The 14,035-nt window shown below is 42.4% G+C and carries 24 protein-coding genes; 11 read left to right on the top strand and 13 right to left on the bottom strand.

What is annotated here, in order from left to right:
* Window positions 1-2: 2 nt before the first annotated feature.
* Genes BP71_RS05275 through BP71_RS05285 form a run of 3 tightly spaced genes read right to left on the bottom strand, consistent with a single transcriptional unit; the run spans window position 3 to window position 1,127 of the window.
* Entirely contained in the window at window positions 3-257 is a 255-nt protein-coding gene (locus tag BP71_RS05275; RefSeq protein ID WP_496377335.1) for a DUF2312 domain-containing protein, read from the bottom strand.
* Window positions 241-921 carry a Rad52/Rad22 family DNA repair protein gene (locus tag BP71_RS05280; protein ID WP_496377337.1) on the bottom strand — a complete coding sequence of 227 codons (681 nt, stop codon included), beginning with the start codon at window positions 919-921 and terminating at the stop codon, window positions 241-243. The genes BP71_RS05275 and BP71_RS05280 overlap by 17 nt, the downstream gene beginning before the upstream one ends.
* A complete protein-coding gene (locus BP71_RS05285) occupies window positions 921-1,127 on the bottom strand; it encodes a hypothetical protein (protein WP_496377339.1) in 207 nt (68 codons plus the stop codon). Before BP71_RS05285 ends, BP71_RS05280 begins: the two co-directional genes overlap by 1 nt.
* A gap of 134 nt (window positions 1,128-1,261) precedes the next feature.
* Between BP71_RS05285 and BP71_RS05290 the strand changes: the two genes are divergently transcribed.
* Genes BP71_RS05290 through BP71_RS05300 form a run of 3 tightly spaced genes read left to right on the top strand, consistent with a single transcriptional unit; the run spans window position 1,262 to window position 1,955 of the window.
* Window positions 1,262-1,450 carry a helix-turn-helix domain-containing protein gene (locus BP71_RS05290; RefSeq protein ID WP_496377341.1) on the top strand — a complete coding sequence of 63 codons (189 nt, stop codon included), beginning with the start codon at window positions 1,262-1,264 and terminating at the stop codon, window positions 1,448-1,450.
* The gene (locus BP71_RS05295; RefSeq protein ID WP_496377343.1) at window positions 1,447-1,788 is read left to right on the top strand and encodes a RusA family crossover junction endodeoxyribonuclease; all 342 of its coding nucleotides are present in this window, start codon (window positions 1,447-1,449) and stop codon (window positions 1,786-1,788) included. Before BP71_RS05290 ends, BP71_RS05295 begins: the two co-directional genes overlap by 4 nt.
* Window positions 1,785-1,955, top strand: coding sequence for a hypothetical protein (locus BP71_RS05300; protein WP_496377345.1), 171 nt, complete (start codon window positions 1,785-1,787; stop codon window positions 1,953-1,955). Before BP71_RS05295 ends, BP71_RS05300 begins: the two co-directional genes overlap by 4 nt.
* 660 nt (window positions 1,956-2,615) lie before the next feature.
* Here BP71_RS05300 and BP71_RS05305 read toward each other — a convergent pair.
* Window positions 2,616-2,831, bottom strand: a complete 216-nt coding sequence (locus BP71_RS05305; RefSeq protein ID WP_496377347.1) for a hypothetical protein — start codon at window positions 2,829-2,831, stop codon at window positions 2,616-2,618.
* An 83-nt stretch (window positions 2,832-2,914) separates the two neighbouring features.
* Entirely contained in the window at window positions 2,915-3,574 is a 660-nt protein-coding gene (locus BP71_RS05310) for an Abi-alpha family protein (protein ID WP_496377349.1), read from the bottom strand.
* Between the two features lie 187 nt (window positions 3,575-3,761).
* On the opposite strand from BP71_RS05310, the gene BP71_RS05315 reads away from it, so the two are divergent.
* The 3 genes from BP71_RS05315 to BP71_RS05325 all read left to right on the top strand — a co-directional run bounded on the left by BP71_RS05315 (window position 3,762) and on the right by BP71_RS05325 (window position 5,186).
* Window positions 3,762-4,631, top strand: a complete 870-nt coding sequence (locus BP71_RS05315; protein WP_496377351.1) for a DUF1376 domain-containing protein — start codon at window positions 3,762-3,764, stop codon at window positions 4,629-4,631.
* Window positions 4,612-4,917 (top strand): hypothetical protein, encoded by a 306-nt coding sequence (locus tag BP71_RS05320; RefSeq protein ID WP_496377353.1) that lies wholly within the window; start codon window positions 4,612-4,614, stop codon window positions 4,915-4,917. Before BP71_RS05315 ends, BP71_RS05320 begins: the two co-directional genes overlap by 20 nt.
* 68 nt (window positions 4,918-4,985) lie before the next feature.
* Window positions 4,986-5,186: an HNH endonuclease gene (locus BP71_RS05325; RefSeq protein ID WP_496377355.1), complete on the top strand. Its 201-nt coding sequence runs from the start codon at window positions 4,986-4,988 to the stop codon at window positions 5,184-5,186.
* A gap of 229 nt (window positions 5,187-5,415) precedes the next feature.
* Here BP71_RS05325 and BP71_RS05330 read toward each other — a convergent pair whose 3' ends face one another.
* The 4 genes from BP71_RS05330 to BP71_RS05345 all read right to left on the bottom strand — a co-directional run bounded on the left by BP71_RS05330 (window position 5,416) and on the right by BP71_RS05345 (window position 8,222).
* Window positions 5,416-5,751 (bottom strand): hypothetical protein, encoded by a 336-nt coding sequence (locus BP71_RS05330; RefSeq protein ID WP_496377357.1) that lies wholly within the window; start codon window positions 5,749-5,751, stop codon window positions 5,416-5,418.
* An 8-nt stretch (window positions 5,752-5,759) separates the two neighbouring features.
* Complete coding sequence (locus tag BP71_RS05335) at window positions 5,760-6,113, bottom strand: hypothetical protein (protein WP_496377359.1); 354 nt, start codon at window positions 6,111-6,113, stop codon at window positions 5,760-5,762.
* Window positions 6,114-6,365: 252 nt separating this feature from the next.
* Window positions 6,366-7,049 carry a flagellar basal body-associated FliL family protein gene (locus BP71_RS05340; protein WP_496377361.1) on the bottom strand — a complete coding sequence of 228 codons (684 nt, stop codon included), beginning with the start codon at window positions 7,047-7,049 and terminating at the stop codon, window positions 6,366-6,368.
* A 96-nt stretch (window positions 7,050-7,145) separates the two neighbouring features.
* Window positions 7,146-8,222 (bottom strand): hypothetical protein, encoded by a 1,077-nt coding sequence (locus BP71_RS05345; protein ID WP_496377363.1) that lies wholly within the window; start codon window positions 8,220-8,222, stop codon window positions 7,146-7,148.
* 74 nt (window positions 8,223-8,296) lie between these two features.
* Between BP71_RS05345 and BP71_RS05350 the strand changes: the two genes are divergently transcribed.
* Window positions 8,297-8,887 carry a hypothetical protein gene (locus BP71_RS05350; RefSeq protein ID WP_496377365.1) on the top strand — a complete coding sequence of 197 codons (591 nt, stop codon included), beginning with the start codon at window positions 8,297-8,299 and terminating at the stop codon, window positions 8,885-8,887.
* A gap of 228 nt (window positions 8,888-9,115) precedes the next feature.
* On the opposite strand, the gene BP71_RS05355 is transcribed toward BP71_RS05350, so the two are convergent.
* From BP71_RS05355 to BP71_RS05370, 4 genes are all read right to left on the bottom strand, one after another.
* Entirely contained in the window at window positions 9,116-9,721 is a 606-nt protein-coding gene (locus BP71_RS05355) for a hypothetical protein (RefSeq protein WP_496377367.1), read from the bottom strand.
* Window positions 9,722-9,731: 10 nt separating this feature from the next.
* Complete coding sequence (locus BP71_RS05360; RefSeq protein WP_496377369.1) at window positions 9,732-9,869, bottom strand: hypothetical protein; 138 nt, start codon at window positions 9,867-9,869, stop codon at window positions 9,732-9,734.
* Between the two features lie 148 nt (window positions 9,870-10,017).
* Window positions 10,018-10,212: a hypothetical protein gene (locus BP71_RS05365; RefSeq protein ID WP_496377371.1), complete on the bottom strand. Its 195-nt coding sequence runs from the start codon at window positions 10,210-10,212 to the stop codon at window positions 10,018-10,020.
* A gap of 22 nt (window positions 10,213-10,234) precedes the next feature.
* A complete protein-coding gene (locus tag BP71_RS05370) occupies window positions 10,235-10,669 on the bottom strand; it encodes a hypothetical protein (RefSeq protein WP_496377373.1) in 435 nt (144 codons plus the stop codon).
* A gap of 654 nt (window positions 10,670-11,323) precedes the next feature.
* Between BP71_RS05370 and BP71_RS05375 the strand changes: the two genes are divergently transcribed.
* From BP71_RS05375 to BP71_RS05390, 4 genes are all read left to right on the top strand, one after another.
* Complete coding sequence (locus BP71_RS05375; RefSeq protein ID WP_496377375.1) at window positions 11,324-11,611, top strand: hypothetical protein; 288 nt, start codon at window positions 11,324-11,326, stop codon at window positions 11,609-11,611.
* Entirely contained in the window at window positions 11,604-12,875 is a 1,272-nt protein-coding gene (locus tag BP71_RS05380) for a terminase large subunit domain-containing protein (protein WP_496377377.1), read from the top strand. Before BP71_RS05375 ends, BP71_RS05380 begins: the two co-directional genes overlap by 8 nt.
* A 46-nt stretch (window positions 12,876-12,921) precedes the next feature.
* Window positions 12,922-13,605 (top strand): hypothetical protein, encoded by a 684-nt coding sequence (locus BP71_RS05385; protein WP_496377379.1) that lies wholly within the window; start codon window positions 12,922-12,924, stop codon window positions 13,603-13,605.
* A gap of 61 nt (window positions 13,606-13,666) precedes the next feature.
* Window positions 13,667-14,005, top strand: a complete 339-nt coding sequence (locus tag BP71_RS05390) for a hypothetical protein (protein WP_496377381.1) — start codon at window positions 13,667-13,669, stop codon at window positions 14,003-14,005.
* Window positions 14,006-14,035 lie beyond the last annotated feature (30 nt).

Genomic DNA, 14,035 nt, shown 5'->3' on the forward strand with positions numbered 1-14,035 from the left:
TTTTACTCCAATCCAATAGCTGATTTATACATTTCAAGAATTTCTTCCTGTTCTTGGCGTTTCTGTCGATCCATTTTGCGGAGTTTTACAATCTGGCGCATGATCTTGGTGTCGTATCCTGCTGACTTCGATTCCGCATAGACATCACGAATGTCATCCGCCAGACCTGCTTTTTCTTCTTCAAGGCGTTCAACACGCTCAATTAGAAGGGTAAGACGTTCGCCAGAAACGCCACCGATGTTAGTTGGTTGGGTCAATTTTAGTCTCCTGTGGTGGTTGTAATTGTGATTTTCGCTCTTTTGCTACCTTTAAAATTTCCTTATACGCCGAAGCATCACTTACCTTTTCACATTCCTGTTTTGCCGCATCATGCAGTTTGGTAAGATTGTCTATGTCCTTAGCTTCTTTAAGGGTATTTATGAGGAAAGCTTTACGTTCTGCTGTGATTGGCTCTGGTTCAGGGGGGCCGGGATCAACCTTGCTGCCGGGAAGACATTTTTGTAAGCGCTCGAATTCCCCTTTCGGGATGGCGTAAGAATTTCCGCGCTGTTCAAGGTTAACCCACACTGAATCGATGTCATACAAATAGCGACCAATACCCCACTTAACAGCAGCACGTTTGAAGGCGTCTGAAATACGGCCTTTCTCTGCTTCAACTGCTGTATCGCCAGCGCCGTCTGCTTTTTCAATCCATTCACCATCAATTCTGATTGAGAGATAGCAGATAGATGTGTTTCCGTAGTATTCATAGCGGTCTTTCCAGTTTTCCGGTCCGACAACTTCATCTAATCGCTTCATTACGTCACGGGCATCTATGTATGCCAATGCCATTCCTTTATCCTTATTCTTTGTCATGGAACCTACGCGCCATGATACAAGTGACGGGTCGAACGGAGCCAATAGCTTCTCAAAAATTGACATTAGTTTCTGCCTTTCAGCACATAGCGGCCATTGATGTATTCAATCTTACCTTCGATAGTAAGCTCCTCAATCGCAACTGGCACATATTCAGGTGCGCCGCTTTTCTCGATCAATTCATCCTTTGATAATGATTTGTAAAAAATTGCAAGGCGATGAACGATGCCATCTTTAACGGCTTGAGGTGGTGTGGTATATCCGTAAATCATGTATTAGCTCTCCTTTTCAACACAGACACCGTATCACCTGACAATACGCCTGTCAACAGGAAAAATGTGTTTCGAGTGATTTTTTTCGAAAAAAATGTCTTGCAGTGGTTATCATTTCGCGGTACAATCACCGCATGACCCTTAATGAATACTTAAAAGACAAATCAAAAACCGAGTTTGCCGCAGCCATTGGCTACGCACACCGCACAGCGCTTTACCGTTTGCTGAATGGTGAAAACCCTAGCATGAAGGTTGCTATGAAGATCGTTAAGATCACGAAGGGCAAAGTGAAGCTCAACGATTTGTTCCGCGAACTCAGTTGATAATCACTCTGCCATTCCCGCCCAGTGTTAATTCACTATTTGGTGGCGGGTCCAAGCAGAAGCGTTTCCCATCGAAGAAATACAAGGAATGGAAGGCGAGCTGTCCAGCACTGGAAGCTGCAGGAATAAACACTAGCGTACATATCCACTACACATTTGCGTGGCCGTGCCGTCGTAAGCGTGATGGACAATCCTACTTCAAAGCGGTGACTGATTATCTGGTAAGCCAGGGCGTGATTCTGGATGATAACTACGAAATTGTTGACAGTGAGAGCTGGGATCATGTAGGAGTGGACAGAACGAACCCACGTGTAGAGATCAGGATCACGAAGAAATGAAAGAAACGAAGTACAATAATGCCCGAAAAGAACAGAATCGGAAGAGCAACAGGAACACGATACCAAAGATTTATATGAACATGCGGGAAGACTTGGAGCAGTACGAAAGTGAAGAAGACCAAATCAACGCTATGATAGTAGAAGTAGGCTACAATTTCAACGATTAAAAAATAAAAAATGTAAACTTTTTTACTTTTATAAATTCATAACTTATTGATTTGCAGATAATTAAGTATTATATTTTGTAAACTTTTAATTGTATTCTACAAAGAGAATTGGAATAACAGTATATTTGTGTTGCTCAGATGGTAGAAACAAACATAGCCCGAGGTCGGGCTACATTTGAGACGATAAAAATATGGAGAAATTAAAGCCAGAGCGCACCAGCAAGCGCCAACGTCCGACCAATTCTCGTAAAGAGAAGCTTGAGAATGCTCGCCTGATACTCGAAATCATTCTCGCTGCAATACTGATAATTACTGCTGTAATCAGTTTAATTTACTAACATTCACCTTTAAATGTGCCTCACGTAAAGTGGGGCATTTTCTTTATCTGTTGGTAACTATCAGTTGTTATTACTGACTGCAAAGGTAATAGTTATAATTGTAATGTTTGTAATTACTGACAAGTATTTACATGTAATACTTGCAGATGTTCATACTGTTGCTGTAGTACATGATGTTAAGTATGATAAACGTACACTGTTAGAAGAAAGTATGTTCTTGTTCCTACTGTTATTGATCCGGCTGCTGGAACTGGTGGACTTCTTCTTGGGCATAAAAAAGCCCCGACTATTGCCGAGGCTTAACAACTCTTGAAGATGAATGTTACCCTAGAAGGAGATCCCGCTGTTTCACGCCTGCTTCCGTAAGTATCCCAATAACTGGGTAACTTACTTCATTCGCATATCTTACAGTAACAAGCCCTAATTTTTGGAGTGCTAAAAGCTGTGGCCCAATTTCCCGCTCCCAGGCTTGGTCATCTTGACCTTGCTTTTTAATTAGCTGGTCTTTTCCAGCAAATTGATTCAAGAAACTAATCATAGGTTATTTTTATTTGTTTCATGAATGTATAGAGAATATCTATACAAACAAAAACTTCTTTGCTTCCTTTTGTAGATATCAGGTTAGTGGTCAAGAGGCTCTGTGCTGCAAGCTTCCAAGAAGTGGTGACCGAATTGGGTAAGGAAATAAAGGTCATTCTCAATATTCCGTTCCATTGGTCTTTGATTCCCTGTTATCGTTGGATCATTCACATATCCAATCGTTCTATGAGGTTCAATAAGTCCAAGTCGCACCAAATTAGCTAATTCTTCGTAACCAACTGGCCTTTCAAGTTGTGTTTTCTCGTCTGTGGCTATGGAATACTGATCATCGTTAATCATGCTTTCCAAAATATCAGCTTCCGCTGTGGACAACTGCTTCAAAATCTCTGGGTAGACCGTTATCGTCAAGTTCTTAGCGCTATCAACATAGTTTACGAAAAGATTCGCCCACATTTCACGAAGATCATCATCGCTTTCCAACGAAATACCTTCGATTAAGGGCCCGAGCACTTTCAGATTTATTTCTTCGACAGGTTTCAGCTTCACATTTCCGTCTAAAATTTTGGAATCAATGAGCGCTGCACCTTTGAACCTATTTTGGTCTAGCTTCTCAAAAAAGTGATCGGTAGCTCTCCCTAAATTGTCACCAACACTTTTCACCGACGGCCCTAACAGGAGCCTTCCCCACCAAAAACCTTCCTTAAGTACAGTGCCTACGGCGTTTGACTCTTCTGGTGACATCACAGCGTTGAATTAATTTTTCTTGAATTTAAAGGATGTGTCATTGGTAGAATATTTTTATTGACAGGCGGTTGCCTTCTGCTATTATCTGGTCATAGCGGTGGACGTAAGACATCCTTTATCAGCATCTTCGCAGGGCTGAACGCTCATTTTGTCTACTGCGAAACAATGACTGCGGAGTTTAATAATGGACTGGTTCCCTTGGTATCCTGAGCGATACAAAAACAAAACCCTACACCTGACAGCAGAACAGGACGGTATCTATCGCCGTCTGATCGATCATTACATGGAAACCCGACAACCTTTGCCGGATAACAACCATGCGCTCGCCAGAATATCCGGTGTTTCAGGTGAATGCTTTGAGCATGCTAGTAGCATTATCCGAGCATTCTTCAAGCAGGAAAAAGGGGGTCTTTTGAGCCATGAAACATGTAACCAGTTGCTCGATGAGCAGGATAATCAGGCAAAGTTCCGTTCCGAACGTGCTGAGAAGGCTGCAAATAAAAGGTGGCAAAATCAAAAAGATACATGCTCAGAGCATGCTAGTAGCAATGCTCGAGCAATGCTTGGCGATGCTACAATAACAGTTAACAATAACAGTAACAATAAAGTAAGTAATAATATAATAGCGCCCGATGGGGTTTCCGCGGATGTCTGGAAGGATTTCATCACCCACCGAAAAGCCAAAAAGGCACCTGTGACCAATACAGCACTGGAGGCGATCAAACGCGAGGCTGTCAAAGCCGATATAGGTTTGCAAGAGGCATTGGAAACTATCGTCAACCGGGGCTGGACAGGCTTCAAAGCAGAATGGATAAAAAATGGAAACACTTCAGTCACCCCTCGCCAAACTCTTAGCGGAGATGGAAGCCCTGCCGGAGAACAGACAGGATTTGGCGGTCGTAAGTCCCAAACCCAGCTTGCCGCTGAAATCACAGACCAAATCAAGCGAGATCGTCGAGCCAAGTGGGAAGCCGATCAAAAGTTGCGTGGACAGTCAGGATCAGCTATCGGATTTATTGCAACAGACGTACACGATGTTGAAGAAATACGGTGAAGCTGCTGACAGTACGCAAATGCGTGAGGCTGGTTTTCAATGGGTGTTAGAGGATTATACGATTGACCAAGTTACAGCAGCATTCAAAACCTACCTGAAAACTGGCAAAGAGATTCCAACCCCGGCTGATATTGTTGAGATTTTGGATCCAACCGTAAAGCCGCTTTGCCCGAGAATGTATCAGGCACTTGTCAACCGTTCCAAAAAAGGTCAATTTGAGCTGACTAGGCAAGAATGGCGATATATTGAGCAGTACGAAAATCAGCAGTTACGGAGGCTGAGTTGAATTTCTATGAAACAGACAAATGGCTCAGACTACGATACAGAGCGCTCAGGTTATACAGCAACCGTTGTATGTGCTGTGGCAGGTTTGGAGAGATGCACGTTGACCATGTAAAGCCACGCTCAAAGTACCCTCGCCTGGCATTGAAGCTGACAAACCTTCAAATCCTTTGTAAATCCTGTAACATGGGTAAATCCAATCTCTACAAAGACGACTGGCGACCCAAGGACTGGAAGACAAGACTACGCGTATTTTTAAACATCAAAGCCTGAGAGACTTCGCCTATGAAAACAGTGCAAGCTTTAAAATACTGAGAATGTCGAAAGACATAGTAGCAAGCCTGATCCAGAATTTTGAACGGGGTTTCTTTTCCATGTATCAACGAGTTAAGCTGAAATGTATAATAAAAACCAGATACCAGAAAATACAGATTGATGAATGGTAGGAAGCGAAATGACCGATTACACACTTAAACCCGAAGAACGGGAGCCATTTGACTGCTTACTTTCTGATAAGCCGGTTAGTCAGACGACTGTAAATGTTTTTGGTCAGATAAAGCGGAAGAATGACCAGCATGAGCAAAATGTCGCTCAGGACTTGAACCTTTGGATTAAGTGGCCCTTTCGTTTGAAGTCGTGCCAGTTCGTCAGGTTTAGGCGAGAATTCCCCTAAACCAAGGTTTTCAAAAGCTATTTTAAGTTTGGTTAGAAATCTTGGGTGGTCGATTTGGTTATTAGTAAATTCTTCAATCTCCTTTGTTAATTCTCTATCCCTCTCTTTTCTCTGCTCAACTTCCTGAGCAAACTTCTCAAATTCTTCAATACTTCCTTTTTCCATCGGAGCCACTATGACACAAGTACCCAGATCACCTCACCAATCACAATCAGCAGGGCAAGACCAATCGCCCAGGCAATCCAATTTACAGGCTTCTTTATCGTCTGCCGGAAATAGGGTGCAGCCTCAAAAAATGAAGCGGCCGCATGATCTTGCTGGATTGGTGTTTCAATTACAGTTCGAGAATGCTTTATTACAGGCTCGATTACGGGCTGCACAACGGGAGATTCGACGGTCACAATTGGTAAACGTGATTGTGGCTGCGGCTGTGGTGCTAATGGTTGTTCGACTAGTTTGGTTTCTGTGGTAACACGTGCGATACGCGCTTCCATCTCCTGAATTCTTCTGAGTTGGGCTTCCGTCATAAAGGGCTGGGTTTAAGCTTCTAATTTATGATTTAGCCAGTAGAAAAGCAATGGACGGCAGCCAATTTGAGTATTACAATCTATCCATTCGGTTCCAACTATTTCCTTTCGGCTTGGCGGTGAGATAACAAGTAATAGCGACAATGCCAGAGGAAGCAGCCCCCGGACTCACTGGTTGCTCTGATGGTCAAAGGGTAGTTGGGTAATTATTAAAGCCTGTAATTGTCGCTGCTCACCAGTATCGCATGCAAATCATTTTATCAAATTCAGTAGCTTTCTGATGAAGAATACAAACGAAAGTGGCCCCATGAAAATCGAACCAATAACAGAAGTGGAGCCGATATTTTCCACCTCCTTTATATATTGATCAATGTCAAATTCAACAAGGTTTACAAACTTTATTGATTGACTTTTGCTAAGCGTAATTTCTTCGATCAATTTGTCAGAATCGGTTTTTGTTATCAGGGTAACAGAATATTTTTCTTTCCTGTGAAATGGAGCGATTTCAAAATCAAGTTCATTGGTTGTATTTTCCATTGAAACCTTCTGTTTGCAAGTAAACTTGTGATACCGGTCTCCAGTATCAGACTGCAAGCCAATTGCCTCAGTTCCTATTGGAAGATTAATTCCGATCTCAAATTTTTCAAAATCCTTATTACCATCATTGGATAATTCTAGCCTTACGATAGCAAGCTTCTCAAATAACTGGGACTGGTAATCACCGCCGTCAGCCATGCTTGTCACGGTTATCTTGGCCTCATAGCCGGTCATGATTTTAGGAAGGTCTACATAATTTACGGTAAGTTTTTTTCCTACCGGCTGAATTCTATTCCTCTTTTCAGCGTAATAATTATTGACAAATGCTCCCATTAGACCGCCACCAAGTAGGGCCGCTAAAATCTTAATAATTTCCATCCAGGGTATATTTTCAAACATAAATTGTGTTTCAGAAGGGTTATAGACAAAGATAGAATATTGTGACACCAACTCGAACAGCCCTTCAATTTCTGATAGAGGCTAAGACAGCGCCTGTCATTGATCAATTAACGATCCATTAACAGTCTTACTTCTGAGCCTTATTATTTTTACAGAAAGACAATGCGCTATATAAAGAGACGGCAAGATAGTTAGAACATAGATGATGACCATCTGGCTAATCCCAACATTAGTTTTGTAAACTAGGTAGCTACAACTCAAAAATGGCAATGCATACAGGCTAACTCTGCATATCCAAATGCTGTATTTGTCTCGGAAAAGTGCAATCCAAGGAAATTCCAGTAGGCAAGTTGTTTGAGCGGGTATGGAGATTTCGTCTAAATGAGTAGCCAATGAAAGCAGATAAACCAAGAGTGATAAGACTACCAACGGCCCGACAATGTAAAGAAGCCCTCCGGTGACTTTTAGACCAATGAAATCCGCTTCATTTTTATTTTTCGAGTTATAATCATCTGAAAGATTTTGCAGTTGCGTTAGCGCATCGTCGATTGAATGGTCAGAGATTTCGGAACGGACAACCTTAAATTTTGGGAGGAATGTTTTTACATCACTAGATGCGGCCAACTTGTTTTTAATAAATTCTTTTAAATAACTGACGACTTCACCGTTCATATATTTTAAATCAGTTTCAATTTCGATGTAAGCCGTTCCCTCGCTAATAATCTGACCTTTTAAGTAAACTGGAAAGGCATTTAAAGCGAAATGCTCTTTGTTTTCCATGACGGTAGTGTCTTTTAATAAATCCACCGCATCTTTTGTAAGAATATTAACTGGCAAGCTATCAATTAGATGCCATTCGTTTTCAAAGTCTTGATATATAGAATGTATGGGGGAATCCCAAGCACCCAGATTACTCATATCAGAGAACCCTACGAATCGCGTAACTTGTTTCAAATCCTTTGGTGAAACACGAGAGAAAAATGCTTTGCGGATCAAATGTCTTCTGATCGTCCCAATATCATCGACTGACTTTCTAAATTGAATTAATTCTGCTTTGGCTAAATCATATTTATTTTCATTTGGCCCGATAGACAGGCCGAAAATAAAAATCGCGACGGAAGCGACAATTAGAAATTGATGGATATTCCGCGCTGATTCGAGGGATTCTTTCATTGACGGGCAAGGCTTTGAGAGTTATGATCTAAATCTAATCAAATGTCCTGTAATCTGTATTTCATAGGTGTAAAATGACCATAGCCTCAGAAGTATTGGCGAAAACCTTCCATGAAACTTACGAAAGAATTGCGCCGGAATTCGGATACAAAACCCGTGAGGAAAGCGCCAAACCTTGGGAAGAAGTGCCGGAGCAAAACAAGAATCTTATGATTGCCGTTTGTGCAGTTGTTCTTGCAAAATATGCAGTCTATCAGGAAGCGTTGGAAAGATTGGCGCGTCTGGGAAATGGCGACCGATTGGGAAACAGCGATGGAAACCGAATTGCACAACGGGCGTTAGAATACACGCCTGACCAGTGGAACACCCTGACAGACGCTAAGACAGCAGCCTCAGGCGGTAAGTCAGTCGTGCACATGGCGAGCATTGACGGAAATGGACACGTTGAACAGTCCGTAATGATGGTTGATATTGAACCGCCAAAAAAACCGAAGCAATCACCGGAAACTGCCAAAGCGGAAATTGCATACTGGGATTTTGATGCAAGACATAAAGGCTATGGACAATACAAATTTAGACCACAAAGTGAGCGTGACGCATTTAAGGCTGTTTTCCGCGCCGCCTTACTGGATAACACAGCAGCAGACCCAGAGAACAACGGCTAATTGAATTTTTGTTCTTCATCATCGGATGTCTCACTGCCTGAGGACGTGCTTAATCCCTTCGGCACAAGGATTGTACGACCCTTAGGATGATCGTGCCCCTTTGGATCAGTGCGGCGAAATTGCCCGGATTGACTCCTCTTATGGGGTTTAAGGGAACCACCGGACTTCTTGGAAACAAGCACTTTTAAGGTTCCAGACTTTTTGACCTTATGTACTCCTTTTCCGAGCTTACTTTTTGTCATCCGATGAAGTGTTTTGCTGCGTCGAACCCGTGTCACTGGTTGTTTTTGCAGGTTCTTTGGGCGCATTCTGTACACTGCTGTGTATCGTTACAGTTCGACCTTTTTTCTCGTAATTGTCGGTATTAAGCATTTTGTTTTCTGACATTTCACTTTTTGGTTTTGTTGTGACTTTTGGATTTAAAGCGTTGATTGAGCAGAATATTATTAGGAATGTCATTCCAAAAAACATAGACCCCGTAACTCCCCAATTGATTCTTCTGATATACTTGTTTCTTCTTCGGATATTTTTTACAACCTCGCTGCTATCATCTTCCACTTGCGCCAGTTCATCGTATGATTTCTCTGAAAAAATGCTGGCAAGCTGGTGAGAAAGCAAATTTAATCCGAGGGTAAGACCCATGAGAATCCAAGCCGTCACAAGAAATAATGCGTTCGATGAATTCTCTAATTTAATGATCTTTTCCAGAAAGGTTAAGGACAAGACGAGTGTTCCAGCAGAAATGTAAGTTACGTTTTTCTCGTAATCGTCATCACTCTTATTTTTTATGTTGTTGATGAGTTCCTCTGCCTTCGCTCGATCTCCGTCAGTCATAATGCCAGGATTATTTTTTCTTCTTGTCAGGTGACTGCGTTAACAATGCACCGGCTAGGCTTTTCGTAAGTTTGGAGGTGTTTGGATTTGAAAGAGCCTTAGCCGCTTTGGTCGCCATCTTGGGGGATGTCTTCTCGTTTTTTGCCATGATATTATAAGATTTTTAATACCTAACGTATATGGCATAGTTCGAGTTCATTTTACAAGTAAACTTTTTATTTTCAATGCGTTGTGAAAAGCTTGATACGAACAATATCTACGTTTGGATACTATTAAATTCTATATTTATTGAACTGTCAGCTCCACGCATCCGGTAGAAACTCCCATTCCAAATACCTCGTCAAGCCTTTTATTACCGGGCTTCGTTTAAGTCTGATAATTTGTAAGCCATCCGCCGTGTTTATCTCAATGTCCTGCACGTCACCCTCAGGAGCGTTCGGGTGAAGCCTTTCAGCTTTTAGTTTTGCATTTTCCAAATCGTTCTCAGTCATATCACAATGGGTTTAAATTCTTTCATCTTACAAATTTACCTGAGTACACCAGACGCTTACCCGAATAATTGAAAACTACGGTTACATTGTCGTCGGAACCTTTATTAATGCACAGTACAGCTTTATCACCATAGCTGTCACGGACCTGTAATCCACATAGAGGATCGCTCTCACTCCCAGATATGATGGTATAGGTTAAAGAAGTGCCGTTATTAAAATTCAGCACCCAGTCCGTTGACTTTGTATCTACAGTGAAGGTAGCTGGCTTGACAAGAGGCTTGTTCAGCAATTTAGTGAGGGTAAATGTATAAGTAGTTGAAGGAGCAGCTTCTGGCTCGGGAGGGTTTTCAGCCTCATATTGACGTGATTCTTCTTGTTTTCCGTTACAATACTTGACAAATTGAACGAATAGGAAGAAACACAGGACGCCAATGATCCATTTGGAAACAGTACTCATGGTCGATAGAGGATAGGTTCGTTGAATTTAGTGATAATTCAACTATACGGTCAAAACTATTATTAACCGGTTGACATTAAACCAAGTTTGGATATAATCCATATTAATGGAATAGTTCCACGTGAAGCAAATTTTTAGGATTTTCGCTTGAACGGGCAATATGTATACGTAATAATGCGGGTTTTTTGATATTCAGAATATTCTTTGGGAGGGGTGGAGTAATTTCAGGCGAATTTCGACTGTGAGCGTTTAACTCCTGTTTAAGTAACATTTAAGAGGTCTGGATTACTTAAACAATCAGGCAACCACAGAACATTCTTCGGAATTAAAAAGGAAAGTTGCTATTGAAGCATTTTTTTTAAAGCCCATACCGCGATGCCGGTAGAGACAATGAAGCTTATCAACCCGCCAAGGTCGTTGAGGAAAGAAATATATTTATCGGCGGTATCGAAAGTCATAAAATACATGGATTATGAGAGCTACACAGCATTCTTCGAAAAAGTTCCTGACGTTTCTTAATTTGTTGACCGCACACCGAAAAGGCAGTACAATAATCTGATGGGGGCAAGGCTCCAACCGTTTAACCCAAGGGCGCCACGTGGCTAATTACATTGTCAAGCATATTGCATAACAATCTAATTTAGAAAGATATGCATGGCAAAAGGACGTAAGACTGGTGGAAGAAAGCCAGGATCAAAAAATATTCTAAACGCCGATATCCGATATCTGGCTCAATCATACGCAAATACCGCAATTGAAGTACTGTTCGGTTTGATGACGAATTCAAAGCAGGATGTCGTGAAGATTTCTGCCGCCCGTGAATTATTGGATCGAGCGTATGGCAAACCCTCACCGATGGAAGCACCTAAGGGTGAAGACGAAGAAGCGGTTCCAGTTCTAGTAAAGGTTGAAGTTATTGACGCCCGGAAGGTCGATGCCTAAGCTCAACCTGCCACAAGCAAGATTTCTAGCCTTGCCGCATAAATTCAAAGGGTTTGTTGCTGGATTTGGGTCGGGCAAAACTTGGGTTGGATGCGCGGGTCTTTGCAAACATTCATGGGAGTATCCACATATCAGTGCCGGATACTTTGCCCCAACGTATGGACAAATCCGTGACATCTTTTACCCGACCATTGACGAGGTTGCATACGATTGGGGTCTTAGCACTAAAATCCACCTGAGCAACAAGGAAGTTGATCTTTATTCAAATGGCATTTATCGCACAACGATTCTATGCCGGTCAATGGAAAAACCCAGTGAGATTGTGGGTTTCAAGATCGGTAAAGCGCTGATCGACGAGCTGGACGTAATGAAAACGGACAAGGCAGAACTGGCGTGGCGAAAGATCATCGCTCGTATGCGCTACAAAGAGCCAGGTCTGTTAAATGGCATTGACGTGACAACCACGCCCGAAGGTTTCAAATTCGTTTATCAGACATTCGTTAAGAAGCTGCGGGATGTTCCTGAATTGGCCGATATGTATGCGATGGTACAGGCCAGCACATTCGAGAATGAGCTAAACCTTCCTGCTGACTACATTCCTTCTTTATTGGCCTCATACCCACCACAATTGATCAACGCTTATCTCCGTGGGCAATTCGTCAACCTCGCTAGTGGAAGTGTGTATGCGGATTTCGACCGAATCAAGAACCACAGCAATGCTACTATGGACGGGCATGAGCCACTTCATATCGGAATGGATTTCAACGTAATGAACATGGCGGCAGTAATCAATGTGATTCGTAATGGCCTGCCAATTTCTGTGAATGAGCTGACCGGCGTAAGAGACACCCCAACCATGGCGGCAATGCTGAAAGACCGTTATCCCAAAAGGACGATCACTGTTTATCCGGATGCTAGCGGCCAGAGCCGTAAGTCTGTAAATGCCAGCGAAAGCGACCTTTCAATTCTCCGTCAGAACGGATTCACCGTCAGGGTGGACACAACCAACCCTGCTGTGAAAGACCGCATTCTATCCGTAAACGGGATGATCCTGAACGCAGAAGGGCAAAGACGCTGGAAGATCAATACCAACAACTGCCCGCGCCTGACGGAAAGCTTGGAGCAGCAGGCTTATGATAAAAACGGGGAACCGGACAAGACCAGCGGGTTTGATCACATCAACGACGCACAGGGCTATTTCTTGGCTAAGCAGTATCCGATTATTAAGAGAACAATGTCAGCGGCAAGGCTGGGAGGGCAGTAAGGTTATCACTCGCTTCGTATATTGGTAGCAAATCTTCGAAATTAGTATGATAGAAGCTATACAAGAATGGTGGAACAATCCAATAGACGACGTGACGTGGCACGGGTTGAAGGCTTTCCAAATAAAAAGAATTATAGAATTATTCCAGTTTCTTTCAGGCTGGGTTATCCTTGTTGACATACTTGGTGAAAGTTGGTTTAAAAATAAAGGCAAGGCTATGGATAGGTTTATTGTAAGGTTATTGTGGCCTATTCCATCAGAGCAACCGACTCTTCTAGGATTTGGGATTATCGATGTGATGGCGAAAATATGGGTACATATGCAATTCGCTATGCTGAAATTCACTAGTCGAAAAGGGGATGTTCGGGCAGGGTACAGCTACGCAAAATCATACTTGGCTACAAAAAGCTATCTCAAATCGAACCCTCAATTGATGGTTCCATATTTTTTGATGCTTTATTTTTATCTATTTATCATATTTCATATCGGTTTTAGTAACTTTCTGAGGATATATATATCAGGATTTTTGCTTCTGTTTATGCCAGTCTTCGTGCCAACGCTCGTTTTGATTGCCGGAGCAATCGTAGTTTTAGGATTTAATTTGATTTTTTTTACTGCCGTAAAATTGCCTGCATGGTTTCTTATGCATGAAAAATTTCGGCAACGAGTACTCACAATATCGTTTCTGGTGTTTGTTGTATCATCCTTTTTCGCAGTTGTTTTCGCCTAATCAAATATTTGCTTGATAACTTCCTGGCATATGGTATCCTTAACCAAACAAGGAGCACGCGATGGCCGGAAACCACGATTTCAACATAGATCAGGGAACGACCTGGAACCGCGAATTAACCCTTGAACAGAACAGCAGCCCCGTAGATCTGTCTGGCTTTTCAGCCCGGATGCAGTTAAGACGCACAAAGTCCCAAATCGAATATGACTTATCACTGACCACTGAAAACGGTGGCCTGACAATCGAGCCATTGACGGGTAAGATCACTATTTCCCTCACGGCATCTCAAACGGCTCTGCTATCGGGTTCATATTTCTATGATCTGGAAACCGTCTCAGGCGATACGGTTATCCGATGGCTGGAAGGAAAGGTTAATCTTTCGCCAGAGGTGACACGTTGACGACAACGATCACAATCCGCGAACCGCAAT

The organism is Dyadobacter ginsengisoli DSM 21015, from assembly GCF_059568735.1.

Coding starts and splice junctions, on each gene's coding strand:
- BP71_RS05365 (WP_496377371.1), bottom strand. CDS start 10,212: ATGACTGAGAACGATTTGGAAAATGCAAAACTAAAAGCTGAAAGGCTT.
- BP71_RS05325 (WP_496377355.1), top strand. CDS start 4,986: ATGTGCTGTGGCAGGTTTGGAGAGATGCACGTTGACCATGTAAAGCCA.
- BP71_RS05350 (WP_496377365.1), top strand. CDS start 8,297: ATGACCATAGCCTCAGAAGTATTGGCGAAAACCTTCCATGAAACTTAC.
- BP71_RS05330 (WP_496377357.1), bottom strand. CDS start 5,751: ATGGAAAAAGGAAGTATTGAAGAATTTGAGAAGTTTGCTCAGGAAGTT.
- BP71_RS05340 (WP_496377361.1), bottom strand. CDS start 7,049: ATGTTTGAAAATATACCCTGGATGGAAATTATTAAGATTTTAGCGGCC.
- BP71_RS05370 (WP_496377373.1), bottom strand. CDS start 10,669: ATGAGTACTGTTTCCAAATGGATCATTGGCGTCCTGTGTTTCTTCCTA.
- BP71_RS05345 (WP_496377363.1), bottom strand. CDS start 8,222: ATGAAAGAATCCCTCGAATCAGCGCGGAATATCCATCAATTTCTAATT.
- BP71_RS05305 (WP_496377347.1), bottom strand. CDS start 2,831: ATGATTAGTTTCTTGAATCAATTTGCTGGAAAAGACCAGCTAATTAAA.
- BP71_RS05280 (WP_496377337.1), bottom strand. CDS start 921: ATGTCAATTTTTGAGAAGCTATTGGCTCCGTTCGACCCGTCACTTGTA.
- BP71_RS05380 (WP_496377377.1), top strand. CDS start 11,604: ATGCCTAAGCTCAACCTGCCACAAGCAAGATTTCTAGCCTTGCCGCAT.
- BP71_RS05385 (WP_496377379.1), top strand. CDS start 12,922: ATGATAGAAGCTATACAAGAATGGTGGAACAATCCAATAGACGACGTG.
- BP71_RS05390 (WP_496377381.1), top strand. CDS start 13,667: ATGGCCGGAAACCACGATTTCAACATAGATCAGGGAACGACCTGGAAC.
- BP71_RS05310 (WP_496377349.1), bottom strand. CDS start 3,574: ATGTCACCAGAAGAGTCAAACGCCGTAGGCACTGTACTTAAGGAAGGT.
- BP71_RS05360 (WP_496377369.1), bottom strand. CDS start 9,869: ATGGCAAAAAACGAGAAGACATCCCCCAAGATGGCGACCAAAGCGGCT.
- BP71_RS05290 (WP_496377341.1), top strand. CDS start 1,262: ATGACCCTTAATGAATACTTAAAAGACAAATCAAAAACCGAGTTTGCC.
- BP71_RS05285 (WP_496377339.1), bottom strand. CDS start 1,127: ATGATTTACGGATATACCACACCACCTCAAGCCGTTAAAGATGGCATC.
- BP71_RS05320 (WP_496377353.1), top strand. CDS start 4,612: ATGTTGAAGAAATACGGTGAAGCTGCTGACAGTACGCAAATGCGTGAG.
- BP71_RS05335 (WP_496377359.1), bottom strand. CDS start 6,113: ATGACGGAAGCCCAACTCAGAAGAATTCAGGAGATGGAAGCGCGTATC.
- BP71_RS05375 (WP_496377375.1), top strand. CDS start 11,324: ATGGCAAAAGGACGTAAGACTGGTGGAAGAAAGCCAGGATCAAAAAAT.
- BP71_RS05300 (WP_496377345.1), top strand. CDS start 1,785: ATGAAAGAAACGAAGTACAATAATGCCCGAAAAGAACAGAATCGGAAG.
- BP71_RS05315 (WP_496377351.1), top strand. CDS start 3,762: ATGGACTGGTTCCCTTGGTATCCTGAGCGATACAAAAACAAAACCCTA.
- BP71_RS05355 (WP_496377367.1), bottom strand. CDS start 9,721: ATGACTGACGGAGATCGAGCGAAGGCAGAGGAACTCATCAACAACATA.